Genomic DNA, 14,088 nt, shown 5'->3' on the forward strand with positions numbered 1-14,088 from the left:
TGTTGAAATAAATTTCAATTCAATGTCATCTAACAATGTAGGGAAACCGCAACAAGAAGCGGGTGCTAAGTCTTTGTGTAAATGAGCCTAACTAGCCCATTGGAGCCACAGCAGTTTGCCTCTGATGTTCCCGACTGGTCTGTCCGAACCCAAGTGGACAAAGGGAAAAGACCGCTTACTTACAGGTGCCTGTCGAAGAGGTGACGTGAATCTCTTGACCGCTTTGGTCGACGATCTGCCTCTGCACACATTGATGAGGCGGTAGGTTGGCCTTAGCTGTCATTAAGCTACTTACCGCAGCTTCAGCAGCTATCGGCATTTAAGCCGCTTTATCTGTATGACCACCTAGGGTGGGGCAGACCACCTCTTCGCCACAGGGGACGTGGCTGACCATAAGTTGCCTAACAGCCCAGGAATAGTTCACCTAAAAGGTGGACAGCGTAAAGTCAGTTGCGTTTTCCTCTGAAAGCCCAAGTACCTGCGAGCCCGGTGAAGCCGGCGACAAAAGCAACCAGTACCCAGAAGCCATGTGGGTGATCCGCTAGCGGAATACCGCCCACATTCATCCCGAAGAAGCCGGCCACAATGTTGATCGGTAGTGCAAGCACCGTCACCATCGTCAGGGTGAACAGGGTCTTGTTGGTCTGTTCGTTTAGTTGGGCGGCTAGTTCTTCCTGCAGTAGCTTGATGCGCTCGACCAAGGAGGTGAGGTCATTCAGGACCAGCGAAAACTCTTCTGTTGATTCCCGTAGGTCCTGAACATCTTGTTCTTGCAGCCAGTCCGGTGGGCGGTTCAGCAGCCGAAACAGGGCGCTTGGCTCCGGAGCTAGCAGGCGTTGCAAACGCACCAGGGTGCGGCGCATAGAGGCCAGTTCAGCACGGTTGTCATGTCCACGTTGGGCCAGCAGCTTGTCCTCGATGTCATCGATCTCCCCGGTAGTGTTTCGCACGATGCGGCTGAGGATATCGGCCTGATCCTGTAACAGGTGTACCAGCAATGCCAGAGACGAATGAAACTGCTCGCCTCGTTTGACTGCGGCGCGTAGTTGATCAACAGAACGTAGTGGCTTGGCTCGTGCGGTAATCAAAATCTGCTGGTGGACGTAAACCAGCATGCTGGAGACATCGGTCGAGACTAGATTGAAATTGAATGCGACATCATTGATTACTGCCAGCAGCGCATGATCGATATGTTCGATGCGCGTCGAACTGGAGCCATCGCGTAGCATGTTGAAGAAGTCATCAGGCAGCGCTAGGTGAGTGCGCATCCAGCGTTCACAGGGGGCGTGGGCAAGATTGAAATGCAGCCACAGGAAACCCTGTCGTTGATCCTGCTGCAACCAGTTTACAACTGAGCCAGAGTCGATTTCTCTGCCAGTCTGGCGTACGTCGAAGTGAAACCCGCAGATCAACCCAATTTCATCCGCTCCATAGCTTGCTTGCCGGGTATTCAGGTTCATAGCGATGACTTTATTGGCGCAACAGTTGCAGGAGTGACGGTCAAGGACCGGCTTGCCGGTACTCAAAGTACAGCCTGTGCATTACAGAATAAAAAAAGCCCGCCAAAGCGGGCCAGACGCAACAAAGACAGAGAGGAGATACAGCGCGCACATTCTGCCATCAGAAATTGAAGTCTTTATTACAGGTTCAAAAGTAGTAATGGAGCTGCCTTCGGTGTTGCGGGCGTTGTCTGGCTTGGTGCTTATTTGCTGTTGCCAGGGATCTGCTGCGGCATAGCTTTGCATGGTGGTCAATCGGCTTTGCCCGCCATGCTGGCCAGTGCTGCTAATTTCTGGTCCAGCTTGTACGGGGTACGCTGGTGATCCTGGGCATTTTCCACTCGACGGATGGCACCTCGAACCAGCATGGCACCGCCCCAGCGCAGCGGCTCTGGCGGGAACTGAGCCAGTGGCCCCTGCACGAGTCTGCTACGCGTCCAAGGATTGTCTTGCTCCAATAACAGGGATGACAAAATCTTGCCGCCAAGATGGCACTGCACCACGCCGTTGCCGGAGTAGCCAAAGCCATAAAGCACGCGCTGATGTCCTGGGAGCTTGCCAAAGAACGGAAATCCCGTTGCCGAGCGATCCGAGGCACCCGTCCAGCTCTGTGTGATAGGTGCTGCGGACAGTGCTGGGAAGAAGCGGCCGAGCACCTGCTGCAGTTGGCCGCAATAGGCACTTGGCCGATCAAAGTAAGCATGCATCTGATTGCCAAAGGCAATGCGGTTGCCGCCTTTGCCCAGCATCAATCGGCCATCGGGCGTGCTACGCCAGTAGTGGACGAACGTGCGCAGGTCACACACAGCCTGGCCTCGGGCCAATCCCAGTTGTTCGACGATGTCCGGTTGGGGTTCGGTAATGATCATGTCGGATGACACCAACAGCACGCTGTTGGCAAAGACTGGAAATTGCCTTGCCATGTCGGCATTCAGGGCCAGTACTACTTGATCGGCTTGCACTTGCCCGGTCGCGGTGTGAACGAACACTTGCCGGTCTTCCTGCAGCCTGGTCATGGCACTATGTTCATAGACCTCCACGCCCAGGGTACGCGCCACGCGGAGCAGGCCGCGCACCAGCTTGCCGGGCTGCAAGCTGCCGGCGGCTTCGCTGTAGGCACCATCATGCATCAGAGCACTGCCGGCGAGCGCCTGTGTTGCGGCCGTATCCAGCGGCTGCCAGCGATTGCGGCCAACCTTGTCCAGTGCGCTCAGAACACTGGACAGTGTGCCGCGCTGCGCTGGATTGCTGGCGGCATAGAGCGCGCCGCCCAGCCGGATCTCGGCATCAATACCGTGTTGCTGGCAGAAGCCGGCGATGTCGAACACCGCCTGCTCCGACGCGCTCACCAGCCGCAGTGCCTCTGCTTCTCCGTACAGCCGCCGTAGTGACAGGTACTTGGTAGACCAGGTCAGCATGCAGCCACCGTTGCGACCGGAGGCGCCACTGCCGCAGCGGGCTTTTTCCAGCACCACGATATGCCAGTCCGGTCGCGCCTGTTTGCACATGATCGCGGTCCACAAGCCGGTAAAACCGCCGCCGATGATGCAGATATCGGCGGCAAGCTTCCCGTGCAGTGGTGGCAGTGGCGGGTTGGCATCAACTGCCAGTGCTGCGGCCAACCAGTAGGGTTTCTGACTCACGGACGTTCACCTGCGGCTAGCCTAGCTTCGATCTGCATCAGGACGGCTGGCAGCTCCGCAATGGTATCGACAACGTAGTGCGCCCCTGCCGTAGTGAGCTGCGCTTCGGCGGGCGCTCGGTATTCGGCCTGATGGGCGGGTGACAGTGCCGACCATTTCTCCGCCGTCAGACCGACCGCATTGCCGCTGGCCGACAGGCCTACGGTCCACATGCCGGCACGCAGTCCTTCTGCAATGCCCGGTGCAGTGTCGTCTACTTTCACACAGTGGCGCACATCGCTCACTGCTAGTTCAATTACGTTGTCCAGCGCCATCCATGGGCCGGGCCGGCCACCGGCCGCCAGATCATCGGTGGCAACAGTGTGGTCTGGTGCATAGCCTGCCGCTGCGGCCAATGGCAGCAGCCTGTCCATGACGACGCGCGGGTAACCGGAGCAGCTACCAATTTTGAGACCACGCTGCCGCAGCAGATTGACGGTATCAATGGCCCCTGGAATCGGTGCCGAATATTCACCCACACGGGCAACCTGCAGCGGCATGAACTGCTGATACAGCCTATCCACGTCGGTATCGTTCATGGCACGACCAAAGCGTGCTTGCCAGCGCTCTGCCACGCCGGGCAAGCGGCCAAGCGCCTGGATGTGATCCCACTTGGCTAGTCCCATGGGGACGCGGGCCTCGGCCATGCTCACTGTGATGCCAATCTCGGCAAATACGTCGATCAGCACTTGAGTGGGGGCGAACGAACCGAAGTCCACCACGGTCCCGGCCCAATCGAAAATCACGGCTTCCAGATGTTGATAGCGTTGCATGTAGTGACTCCTTACTGTGTCCAGCCAAGCTGGCGGATGGTGGTGGTGATGGTGTGGCAGGCTTGTTCGATCTCTGCGCTGTCGATGGCGCCGATGCAGCCGACGCGGAAGGTTTCCTGGCTGGTGAGCTTGCCCGGATAAAGTACAAAGCCCTGTTCTCGCACCGCCTCGTAGAAGGCTTTGAACTGATAGCCTAGGTGGGCTGGGGCATGGAATGTCAGGATGATGGGCGCTTGCAGTTCGGTGGGCAGGAACAGTAGCAGGCCCGCCTCACCCAGCCGCTGTTGCAGCAGAGTGGCGTTGGCCGCATAACGGGCCAAGCGCGCCGACTGGCCACCTTCGGCCAGGTATTGGTCTAGTGCGACTCGTAGCGCTGCTACTACATGGGTGGGCGGAGTGAAGCGCCACTGGCCGGTCGCCTGCATGTACTCGTACTGTGCCAGCAGATCCAGCGCCAGCGAATGGCTATTGCCGCGGCTGGCCAGCAAGCTATCCTGATTAGCGATGACGAAACCCATGCCGGGTACGCCTTCCAGGCATTTGTTGCTACTGGCGATCAGCGCATCGATGTGCAGCGCGGCCACGTCGATGGGCAGTGCTCCGAAGCTGGACATGGCATCGACGATTAACTTCCGGCCAGTGGCGTGCACCACGGCGGCGATGTCGGCTAGCGGGTTGAGTATGCCGGTGCTGGTCTCGCAGTGGATGAGACCAACGTGGCTGATCGTCGGATCATCTTGCAGCAGCATGGCCAAGGTGTCGGCAGAGGGAGGAGTATCGTCTGCCGTTTCATAGACGCTGTAGTCGCGGTCCAGATACTGTGCGATTTGGGCCATGCGCTTGCCGTAGGCGCCATTGACCAGCACCAGCAGTTTGCCGGTACGCGGCACCAGGTTGGCAATCGCCGCTTCTACTGCATAGGTTCCAGAGCCTTGCAGCGGTATGCAGGCATGGCTGTGGCGGCCATTGGCAATGGTTAGTAGATCATGGCAGACACTGCGGGTCAGCTCATTAAAGCGACTGTCCCAGGAGCCCCAGTCGGTGAGCATGGCGGCTTTGGTGGCTAGTGCCGTGGTGAGTGGGCCGGGAGTAAGCAGAATTGGTTCTCGCATGATAATTCCAGTTATCTAGATGTCTTTGGAGATTCAAATAAACCGGGCGTACGGCCCGGCAGGGTAGGAATTAGTGTTTGTTTGGTTGGCGCCAGCGTTGGCTTTGTGCCAGCAGCCAGTGCGACAGCAGCGCGAACAGCAAGCAAACGGTCGCGGAACTGGCCACGATCAAGGTCGCCATGGCCGCCGCTGCCGCGGTGTCACCCGCGTCATCCATGTTCAGCACTGCTACCGCGGCAAGCACGGTGTCCGGGGTGTAGAGAAAGATCACCGCCGACACGGTTGTCATGGCTGACACAAAGAAATAACGGGCGATTTCCAGTACCGCTGGTAGGCAGGCGGGCAGGGTGACACGCCATAACGTCGTCCAAAGCGGTACTTTCAGCGAGGCGGCTACGGGCTCAAAATCCGGGTCCAGTTGGGCCAGCGCAGTCCGGGCGGTCATGTGGGCAGTGGTGTAGAAGTGAGCCACCGAGCACAGCACCAGTATGCTCAGGCTGCCGTACAGACCATGCAGTGGATTGCCGTCGCTGTTGAAGAAAAAGATGTAACCCAAACCCAGCACCAAGCCGGGCACTGCCATCGGCAGCATGGCGATGGCGTGTAGCAACTGACCACCCGTTGGAATGGAGCGCAGTTTGCAACTACTCCACGCGCCCAGAAAAACTACACAGGTACCGAGCAGAGCCGTTCCCAGAGCCATTTTCAGACTGTTGCCAAATGCTAGCCAACCACCGCCATCGACGCTGTCAAAGTCGAAGTGCGTCAAGGTGAATTGCAGCTGGTAGGGCCATAGCTGGATAAAGGCGGCGGCGATGGCTGTACCCAACAGTAGCAGCAGGGCACCGCCCACCACGCTGCAGAATGACAGTGCAACCAGGCGCACAGGCCAGCTATGCACCATCTGCAGGGGCTGCGCCCTAGCGGAAACCAGTGTTTGCTGACGGCGCTGTAACTTGCGATCCAGCATGAAAGACAGCATGGCCGGCAACAGCAACAGCAGACCGATGACTGCACCTTGCGGGAAGTTCTGCTGGCCAATCACCTGTTTGTAGGCTTCAACGGCCAGTACCGGATACTGGCCACCAATCACCTTGGCGACCCCAAAGTCCGTGATGGTTAGTGTAAAGACGACCAGTGCCGCAGATACCACGCCGTACCGTGTGGCTGGCAGAGTAATGGTGAGAAACTGGCGCAAGCGGCCGGCACCCATGGTGCGCGCAGCCTCATATAGCCGGGCATCACCTACAGCCAGTGCGGTGAGTAAAATCATCAAAGCATGCGGAAAGGTATAGAACGCCTCACCCAGTACGATGCCAGCAAAACCATAGATGCTGCCATCCGGGAACCACGTCTTCAGTAAGCCCTGATTGCCAAACAGATAAACTAGAGAAATGCCGGGCAACAGCGAGGGGGCCAGCAATGGCAGCAGCGCCAGCAGGCGGAACAGGCCGCGGAGTGGTAGTGCGACACGTGTCAGCGCTGCGGCATAGCCGTAAGCCAGCGGCACGACCAATAGTGTGCTGGCTATCGCCACCTGTACGCTGCCACTTGTCGCGCGCAGCAAACCTGGCTGAGCCAGCGTATGGCTGATCTGTGTCAGGCCGGCAAAGCGACCATCACTGTCAGTCAGCGCTTTGCCCAGTATGGCTGCCAGCGGTAGCACCACTGCCACTACCAGCAAGGTCAGCAATAGCCAAAGCAGCAGGCCTCCCAGTTTTTCATCCATGCCGCTGGCGATGCGGCGTTCGCGTTTCAGGCTGATCATGCTGCGTCCTTGCCGCTAAACACTCGGCAACGCGCCAAGTTGAGCGATACCGGTACCCGGTGTTGCGGGCTGACATCCAGTTGGGTCAGTTGTGCGTGAGTGAGGTCGGCCTGCAGGTTGACTGCTCCCCAGGCGGGCACATGTAGACTGATGCGGTATACCGGTCCCAGCAGCTCCAGTTTGTGGATTTCTGCCAGGACGGCATCCGGCGTGGCTGGCCACTGGGGGTGAAGCATGATGTCTTCGGGTCGGACGAACAGGGTGGCGGTTTGTCCTGTTTCCAGGCCGTGCGGTGGTGACAGCGGCAGAACATGTTCGCCCAGCTGCACGCTACTGCTATCGCGGGTGATGGCTGGCAACCAGTTCCCCTGGCCGACAAAACTGGCAACAAAGCGGCTGGCGGGCTCGCGATAGACATCGAACGGGCTGCCGCTCTGTTCGATGCGACCCCCATTCATCACCACCACGCGGTCAGCCATGGTGAGGGCCTCTTCCTGGTCGTGTGTCACCATGATGGTGGTAATGCCAAGCTTTTGCTGCAAGGCGCGGATCTCGCGGCGCAGGTGCTCACGCACGCGTGCATCCAGTGCGGAAAGCGGCTCATCCAGCAATAACAGGCCTGGAGAAGTCGCCAGTGCCCGTGCAAGTGCCACGCGCTGCTGTTGCCCGCCAGACAGTTGGGCGGGGAATTTGTCGGCAATACCATCCAAGTTGATCAGGGCTAGCAGTTCACTGACACGACGGTGCTTGTCTTCACGTCGGCCGCGAAGGCCATAGGCAATGTTGTCTGCCACATTCAAATTCGGAAAGAGAGCATAAGACTGGAACACGATGCCGTAATCGCGCTTAGCCGGTGGTAGCAGAGTGATGTCGCGAGCATCCACCTGAATGGTGCCGGCATCCGGGAGATCCAGGCCGGCAATCTGGCGTAGCAGTGTGGTCTTGCCACAGCCGGAAGGTCCCAGCAAACAGACAAATTCCCCCTTGTGTACGGTCAGGTCCAGTGCATCCAGTACGGTTTGCTGGCCAAAGCGCTTGCTGATGCCGGCAAGCTGAAGGTATGGCCGGGCTTGGTGGGCGCTACTGCCTGGTTGCGGCTTGTGCAGGAGAAAAGCAGGGTCTAGCTTCATGAGAGGGCTTTCAGAACGTTGGCCGCAATGGCCTGGTAATGCTGTAGTGGTGGTGTCGGCAGGGCGGGGGTCTTGGCAATATCGTCGTAATGCCGTAGCGCAATTGCTGCATTGGCATGTGGGCGGCAGGCAAACCGCTGAACTTCACTGGCGGACATCGGACCACCTTGCAGTACCAGCGACTGGCGGGAGGCGTTCGACAGGCTGGTGAGGTAATCGCGGCGGGTGGCGCACAAATAGCGTTTGGCTGCAACGTGCAGGGCAATCGGCATCAGTACTTCATCGTCAAACAGCGTACCAAGAACCTGAACGGCTACCGCTTCGTGGTGATCGTCCAGTCCATTGGTAATGTCGTCATCGCGCTGACCGGTGACAATGTGGCCAACATCATGTAATAGCGCGGCTGTGATCAAGGCATCGCTTGCGCCCGCCTGCTCGGCAGCCAGTGCACTTTGTAGAGCGTGCTCCAGCTGACTGACGGCTTCTCCACCGTAAAGGGAGTGACCCTGGGTGGCCAGCTGCGTAAACAGGTCGTCCAGGGTATGAAATGCTGGATAAATCACGGGCAGGCTCCGTTGACGGGCTAACCCGTCGCATCTGTGGTCTGCATGACAGGTCCTGTACCGAGGGGGGCACAGGACCACACGGCTTACTTCGGTTCAGACTGTGGTGTCATCGTGGCGCTCAATGTAGGCAATTGCGCCTTGGATGGGGTGAGCGGCCAGACATCGCAATACAGGGCATAGCCTCGTTCAGGCTTGCTTTGTGGATGGGGAGTTAGAGGGAGAGAGCTGGCCAGCTTCAACGCCAGGTCGAATAGCGCCTGCGTCTGACCCTGTTTCAATTCGATTTCGACCTCATTGACCTTCAGTGTTTGCCCTTGCCCCTCAATCGTGCCGTGGTCTAGGCTGACTTCCAACGAGTTGCCATGCCCGTCTTGTAGCGTCCAGCATTGTCGTCGGATGGTCGTTGTGAACAACGGGGCCAGCACCGATGCGATATGGTGCTGGGTCAGGAACCGACGTGCTTTCCGGTCTGTGATCTGGTCGAGCTCCAGCACCGGACCGCTCACGGCCTTCTCCAACTCCAGGCGTTGATGCAGACCTGCGCCGGCTTGTTCGGCAAACTTCAGCGTCTGCAACCAATGGCCGTCAACTTGCCGCAGTCGTAGCCCCATGCCCTGCTGCATCAGCGCCAGAGAAGGGGTGTCGTAGTACACGCTATACAGTGTTGTTGTCGGTGCAGTACCCGGCACATGACTTGCCATCAGGCGCCGGAAGGCGGCGTTGTGGCTAGGCAGCAGACTGAACTTCAGTTCGGTTTCAAGCGCCATGACAGAGCTTTCTACTAGGGTGAAGACGAATGTTACTCTGGATCTTAGGTCAGATGATCTCGTCGAGCTGAGCGGTTAGTCAGCTGGTGGTGCAACAAGGGACAACAGGGGAAAAGCCATGAGTAGTGCGAAGCAAACTAAGCGCCACGGTACGCTCAGCTGTAGAGGGATGAATGGTGACAGAGGCTGACAAGAAGTATGCTCGAATTCTTGCGTGAAGCTGTCATTGCACAGTTTTTCGCTTACTGCCGGCCTGGCGGCTTTGGCCGCCGACCTGCTGCCAACGTGCCGCATTGCAGGCAGGTCGGCAGCCAAAGCTGCCTCTTATCCCATTAATGAAAAATAGCTGTTTACGCACCGGAAACAGCCAAAACAGCCATTGGAGTATCTGAAAAACTTGGGGCGACTCACCCACCAAGCAACCCTAAGGCCTCTGTGCGGATAAGTGTCAGTGTTTGGCGCACAAAGGCCAACTGCGCGGCGGCATCATCGATTTCCTGCTGTAAGCGCGAGGGTAGATCCTGCTCTGGTAGCGGGGTTTCGCTCATTTCGCGCCAGGGAATCCATGGGTTCGGGCCTTCGTTATCGAAGCGAAATGGTGGGGCGTAGTAATCCACTTCCTCTTCCAGCCCATAGGCACAGACTTGTGCCTGAGTGTCACCCAGGCAGAGAAGACGGGTGAGCAGGGCGCGAAACGGCAGATCCCCCTGGCCGGAGCGGCAGGCCAAGTGGCCGTTGCCGGCGCCCTCGGCCACGATGCGCGCGTCTTTGATGTGCACTTCGGTGACGTGGGCGGCCATGGTATTCAGCGCCGTCAGCGGGGCTTCATTGGCGTTGATCATGTTGGCAAAGTCGAACAGGATCGATAGTTGCGGCCAGTCACTATTGATTACCAGCGCCACCAGCTCGTGGCTGCTTAGGTCCTCGTGCTGTTCGATGGTGAACCGCAGGCCACTGTCACTATAGCGGGCTTTCATGTACTGGATGTCAGCTGCTACTTGCTGTAATACCTGTTGCAGATGGCCTTCATAACGCGGATAAAATCGCACCGAGCTGGCGCCGGTATGGCGTGCAATGTGCACAGCCTCGTCGATGGTTGCCGCGTCGGAGGCACTGGTTTCGATATGCAATGCCAGACCCAGTACGGCAGCCCGCGCCCCGAAAGCCTGCAGCTCTGCCGGGCTGGCATGGCGCAAGGCGGCGGCTTCGCCATCCAGTACGTGGATTTTCACGCCGGCCAGCTGCTGCCGGTGCGCAATATCCAGCAGGTCGGTAGGCAGAATTTTGCCGCATCGCATGTTGAAGTGATAGGCGTAGGCATGCAGGAATAGCGGGATGCTGTCGATGCGCTGCACCACCCTGGCGGCGTTTGCCATGGTTAACATGCTGTGTTCTCCGTGAAAGGGTGTCGATTAGGGTAGGGGGCTTGCTGCTCCAGAATGGGGTAGGCTGTTGCACAGATGTGCGAGTGGATTCGTTTTAGATCGCGCAGTACATCCAGGTGCAGCGAGCTGGACAGAATGCTTTCCGGGCGGCCATCGCGCAGACGCAGCAAATGGTTGTCGGCTCCTTCGCGCTCCAGATCGCGCACGATGACCTTGTCGTCCAGAATACGCTCGGCGGTTTTGACACAGCTCGAAACAAATGCGGCTTGGGCGCGCTGAAAGCTTTCCAGCACCTGTTCGTGCAGCGCCTGCAACTCGGTGGCACCTTCGGCAGAAAAGCACAGCTTGCTCTTGATCTTCTTGCTGGCCAGCTCCATCAGGTTTTTGTCCACAATGTCGCCGATATGCTCCATATTGATGACAAATGACATGATCGACATGGCGCGACGTGCCTCCGCTGGCTCCAGCCCTTCTCGAGTGACCTCGGTAACGTACAGCTTGATCGCCTCGTGCAGGCTATCCACCGCATCGTCACGGCGCATGACGTCGCTTACCGCACGACGATCGCCTTGCAGCAGGGTGGGCAGGCTGCGCCGCAGCATATCGCCTACGACATCGCCCATGTGTAGGGCTTCGCGGGTGGCGCAGGCCAGCGCCAGTGATGGCGAGGCAATGGCGGATGGGTCCAGGTAGCGTGGCGCATCCGGACTTTCGGCTTCGCGGTTGTCTGGCAGCAGGCGCTCCAGTGTTGAGGCCAACGGGTCCAGCAGACCGATAAACAGCAGGGCAATCGCCAGGTTCAGCAGGGTATGAACATAGGCGATGAGCTGCCCGGCATCATTGCTGCTTGCTTGCAATAGCGACGCCAGCACGGTGACAAATGGCAGCAGCAGCAGGCAGATGCCGCCGCGCAGCAGCAGGTTGCCAGTGGGCAGACGCTTGCGTAGGTTGTCCTCGCCTTTGGTGCCCTCGATATACGGGTTTAACGCACTGCCGATATTGGCGCCCAGCACCATGGCCAGGGCACTGTCCAGCGGCATGGCGTGACTGCCAGCCAGCGACATCACCAGTAGTACCACTGGCGTGCTGGAGTGCGCGGCCCAAGTGAGGACTGCGGCGATGGCGGCGGTGAGCAGCGGCTGGCCGGACAGTAGGCCCAGAATGCTGCGTACGGCCGGGGCGCTTTCCGCTTGGTGCATGGTGCTCACCAGCAGCGCTAGCGCCAGCAACATCAGGCCAATGCCGATCAGTGCGCGGCCAACGTTGCCGTGTTGCGAGCCCTTGCCGCGTTCGAACATGGCCATGCCGATGATCAGGCAGGCTGGGGACAGCCAGCTCAAGTCAAGCGAAAACGCCTGCACGATCAGCGTGGAGCCGACATTGGCGCCCAGCATGATGGCCAGTCCGGTGACTGGAGTCATCAGTTTGCGACCGGCAAAGGCCGAGGCGATCAGACCGGTAGCGGTGCTGCTTTGCAGGACCGCAGTAACCCCCATGCCGGCAAAGAACGCCTTGAACCGGTTGCTGAGACTGCCTGCTATCACTTGACGCAGCCCGGCACCCCAGGCGCGCATGATGCCCGATTCCACCATGTGCAGCCCCCAAGTCAGCAGGGCGACACCGCCGGCAAGATGCAATAACACTGTAAACATGCGTACCTCGCTTACGCCTTGCCGGCGCTGCGATGGCCCCGCCACGGCGGGGCCGGGTTCAGGCCTGCTGCGCCGCGTGCTGCCAGCGCAGTACTTGCCAGCCGCGCTCACCGGCAATGCGGTGCAGCGTGGCGTCTGGGTTGATGGCATGACGATGCGTCACAGCTTCCAGCAGCGGCACGTCATTCAGCGAGTCGCTGTAACCATAGCTGTCATGCAGCGATTCGTTCTCTTGGCGCAGCCAGTCGTGCAGTCGGGTTACCTTGCCTTCGCGGTAGCTCAGTACGCCGTGGGTATCGCCGCTGTAACAGCCGTTGTGAGTCTCTAGCTGGATGCCGATGGAGTCGGCCACGCCCAGCCGGCGGGCGATGGCGCTGACCAGGTGCTCACCGGTGGCCGAGATCACCAGCAGGCGATCCTGTCGGGTGCGGTGCCACTCCAGCCGTTGCAGTGCCTGCGGGAAAATGCGTGGCAGGATCACCTGCTCCACAAACAGCGTCAGCCAGCCCTGCACGGTATCCAGGCTCAGGCCACGCAGCGGAATCAGCGCGAAACGCATGTATTCGTGCATGTCTACCCGGCCGTCGCGGTAGGCCTGCAGCAGCTCCGCCTCGCGCGGCAGCATCTCGGCCGGTGCCAGACCGCGTTCCACCAGGTAATGCAGCCACAGATTGGCACTGTCGCCGTCGACCAGGGTGTCGTCCATATCGAAAATTCCCAGTGCCATCTCAGTGCACCTCCCGCATTTGTTGTTGATCGATCATCAGGTTTACTGCAGTGCCGGCGGCCAACAGGTCTTCCGCGCGACGGTTCAGTTGGTCTACCTGCAGGGTGATGCCTTGAGCCTGCACCTGGTAGCGAATGACATTGCCCAGCAGTTGGTGCTGGCGAATGGTGGCCGGCAGCGGGGCCCCCAGGTGCGCTGGGCAGGCTTGCTCCGGGGTGAAGATCTGGATGGCCTCCGGCCGGATGGCCAGATGCCCCCGAACGTCCAGGCCCAGCAGGTGGCGGGCGTCGTTTGGTGCCAGCAAGTTGTAGCTGCCCATGAAGCGCGCCACGAATTCGGTGGCGGGGCGGGTGTAGATCATCTCGGCAGTGCCTTCCTGCACGATGCGGCCCTGATCCATCACGAAGATGCGATCGGACATGGTCAGCGCTTCTTCCTGATCATGGGTAACAAACACCGTGGTCAGGCCCAGGCGTTGCTGGATGTCGCGGATCTGCTCGCGCAGCGACTTGCGGATGCGCGCATCCAGTGCCGACAGAGGTTCATCCAGCAGCAGGATGCGCGGCTCCACCACCAGTGCACGTGCCAGTGCCACGCGCTGCCGTTGGCCGCCAGACAGTTCGTGCGGGTAGTGCTGCTCCTTGCCGCCTAGCGCCACCAGCTTGATCACTTCGGCCACCTTGCGGGCAATCTCGCTGCCCGGCAGCTTTTGCAGCTTCAGGCCGAAGGCGATGTTCTGCTCCACCGTCATGTTGGGGAACAGCGCGTAGCTCTGGAACACCATGCCGATGCCGCGTTTTTGCGGCGCAGCACGGGTAATGTCCTCGCCACCGACACGAATGCAGCCGGCATCGATGTCGGTGAGTCCGGCCAGACTGCGTAGCAGCGTGGACTTGCCGCAGCCGCTAGGCCCCAGCAGGGTGACGAACTCGCCTTTCTGCAGCGAGAAATTGATGTCCTGGAAAATGGTGGCGGCGCCGTATTTCTTGGCCAGTCCGCTAGCTTCGACGTAACTCATGGCATGTCA

General features: G+C 59.3%; 13 protein-coding genes. All 13 read right to left on the reverse strand.

Annotated features, from left to right (window positions below):
* Positions 1-446 precede the first annotated feature (446 nt).
* Positions 447-1,460, reverse strand: a complete 1,014-nt coding sequence (locus tag PQU89_RS04810; protein ID WP_272764856.1) for a transporter — start codon at positions 1,458-1,460, stop codon at positions 447-449.
* 81 nt (positions 1,461-1,541) lie between these two features.
* Complete coding sequence (locus PQU89_RS04815; protein ID WP_272764857.1) at positions 1,542-1,745, reverse strand: hypothetical protein; 204 nt, start codon at positions 1,743-1,745, stop codon at positions 1,542-1,544.
* Between the two features lie 5 nt (positions 1,746-1,750).
* Positions 1,751-3,142 carry an FAD-dependent oxidoreductase gene (locus PQU89_RS04820; protein ID WP_272764858.1) on the reverse strand — a complete coding sequence of 464 codons (1,392 nt, stop codon included), beginning with the start codon at positions 3,140-3,142 and terminating at the stop codon, positions 1,751-1,753.
* Positions 3,139-3,954: a phosphonoacetaldehyde hydrolase gene (phnX, locus tag PQU89_RS04825; protein WP_272764859.1), complete on the reverse strand. Its 816-nt coding sequence runs from the start codon at positions 3,952-3,954 to the stop codon at positions 3,139-3,141. Before phnX ends, PQU89_RS04820 begins: the two co-directional genes overlap by 4 nt.
* 11 nt (positions 3,955-3,965) lie before the next feature.
* Positions 3,966-5,066, reverse strand: a complete 1,101-nt coding sequence (locus PQU89_RS04830) for a 2-aminoethylphosphonate--pyruvate transaminase (protein WP_272764860.1) — start codon at positions 5,064-5,066, stop codon at positions 3,966-3,968.
* 70 nt (positions 5,067-5,136) lie between these two features.
* Positions 5,137-6,834 carry a putative 2-aminoethylphosphonate ABC transporter permease subunit gene (locus PQU89_RS04835; protein WP_272764861.1) on the reverse strand — a complete coding sequence of 566 codons (1,698 nt, stop codon included), beginning with the start codon at positions 6,832-6,834 and terminating at the stop codon, positions 5,137-5,139.
* Positions 6,831-7,964 carry a putative 2-aminoethylphosphonate ABC transporter ATP-binding protein gene (locus PQU89_RS04840; protein WP_272764862.1) on the reverse strand — a complete coding sequence of 378 codons (1,134 nt, stop codon included), beginning with the start codon at positions 7,962-7,964 and terminating at the stop codon, positions 6,831-6,833. The genes PQU89_RS04835 and PQU89_RS04840 overlap by 4 nt, the downstream gene beginning before the upstream one ends.
* The gene (locus PQU89_RS04845; protein WP_272764863.1) at positions 7,961-8,527 is read right to left on the reverse strand and encodes a phosphonate degradation HD-domain oxygenase; all 567 of its coding nucleotides are present in this window, start codon (positions 8,525-8,527) and stop codon (positions 7,961-7,963) included. Before PQU89_RS04845 ends, PQU89_RS04840 begins: the two co-directional genes overlap by 4 nt.
* 86 nt (positions 8,528-8,613) lie before the next feature.
* Positions 8,614-9,297 (reverse strand): CYTH domain-containing protein, encoded by a 684-nt coding sequence (locus PQU89_RS04850; protein ID WP_272764864.1) that lies wholly within the window; start codon positions 9,295-9,297, stop codon positions 8,614-8,616.
* 407 nt (positions 9,298-9,704) lie between these two features.
* Positions 9,705-10,682: a sugar phosphate isomerase/epimerase family protein gene (locus tag PQU89_RS04855; protein ID WP_272764865.1), complete on the reverse strand. Its 978-nt coding sequence runs from the start codon at positions 10,680-10,682 to the stop codon at positions 9,705-9,707.
* The gene (locus PQU89_RS04860; protein ID WP_272764866.1) at positions 10,676-12,445 is read right to left on the reverse strand and encodes a Na/Pi cotransporter family protein; all 1,770 of its coding nucleotides are present in this window, start codon (positions 12,443-12,445) and stop codon (positions 10,676-10,678) included. The genes PQU89_RS04855 and PQU89_RS04860 overlap by 7 nt, the downstream gene beginning before the upstream one ends.
* On the reverse strand, positions 12,393-13,061 hold the full coding sequence (locus PQU89_RS04865) for an HAD family hydrolase (RefSeq protein ID WP_272764867.1): 669 nt from the start codon (positions 13,059-13,061) through the stop codon (positions 12,393-12,395). Before PQU89_RS04865 ends, PQU89_RS04860 begins: the two co-directional genes overlap by 53 nt.
* 1 nt (position 13,062) lies before the next feature.
* Positions 13,063-14,079, reverse strand: a complete 1,017-nt coding sequence (locus PQU89_RS04870; protein WP_272764868.1) for an ABC transporter ATP-binding protein — start codon at positions 14,077-14,079, stop codon at positions 13,063-13,065.
* Positions 14,080-14,088 lie beyond the last annotated feature (9 nt).

The sequence above is a fragment of the Vogesella indigofera genome, from assembly GCF_028548395.1.
GTDB classification, from domain to species: Bacteria; Pseudomonadota; Gammaproteobacteria; order Burkholderiales; family Chromobacteriaceae; genus Vogesella; species Vogesella indigofera_A.

Bases quoted from the DNA above. Each gene is read 5' to 3' on its own strand.
- PQU89_RS04810 (WP_272764856.1), bottom strand. From the start codon at position 1,460: ATGAACCTGAATACCCGGCAAGCAAGCTATGGAGCGGATGAAATTGGG.
- PQU89_RS04815 (WP_272764857.1), bottom strand. From the start codon at position 1,745: ATGCAAAGCTATGCCGCAGCAGATCCCTGGCAACAGCAAATAAGCACC.
- phnX (WP_272764859.1), bottom strand. From the start codon at position 3,954: ATGCAACGCTATCAACATCTGGAAGCCGTGATTTTCGATTGGGCCGGG.
- PQU89_RS04830 (WP_272764860.1), bottom strand. From the start codon at position 5,066: ATGCGAGAACCAATTCTGCTTACTCCCGGCCCACTCACCACGGCACTA.
- PQU89_RS04835 (WP_272764861.1), bottom strand. From the start codon at position 6,834: ATGATCAGCCTGAAACGCGAACGCCGCATCGCCAGCGGCATGGATGAA.
- PQU89_RS04840 (WP_272764862.1), bottom strand. From the start codon at position 7,964: ATGAAGCTAGACCCTGCTTTTCTCCTGCACAAGCCGCAACCAGGCAGT.
- PQU89_RS04850 (WP_272764864.1), bottom strand. From the start codon at position 9,297: ATGGCGCTTGAAACCGAACTGAAGTTCAGTCTGCTGCCTAGCCACAAC.
- PQU89_RS04855 (WP_272764865.1), bottom strand. From the start codon at position 10,682: ATGTTAACCATGGCAAACGCCGCCAGGGTGGTGCAGCGCATCGACAGC.
- PQU89_RS04865 (WP_272764867.1), bottom strand. From the start codon at position 13,061: ATGGCACTGGGAATTTTCGATATGGACGACACCCTGGTCGACGGCGAC.
- PQU89_RS04870 (WP_272764868.1), bottom strand. From the start codon at position 14,079: ATGAGTTACGTCGAAGCTAGCGGACTGGCCAAGAAATACGGCGCCGCC.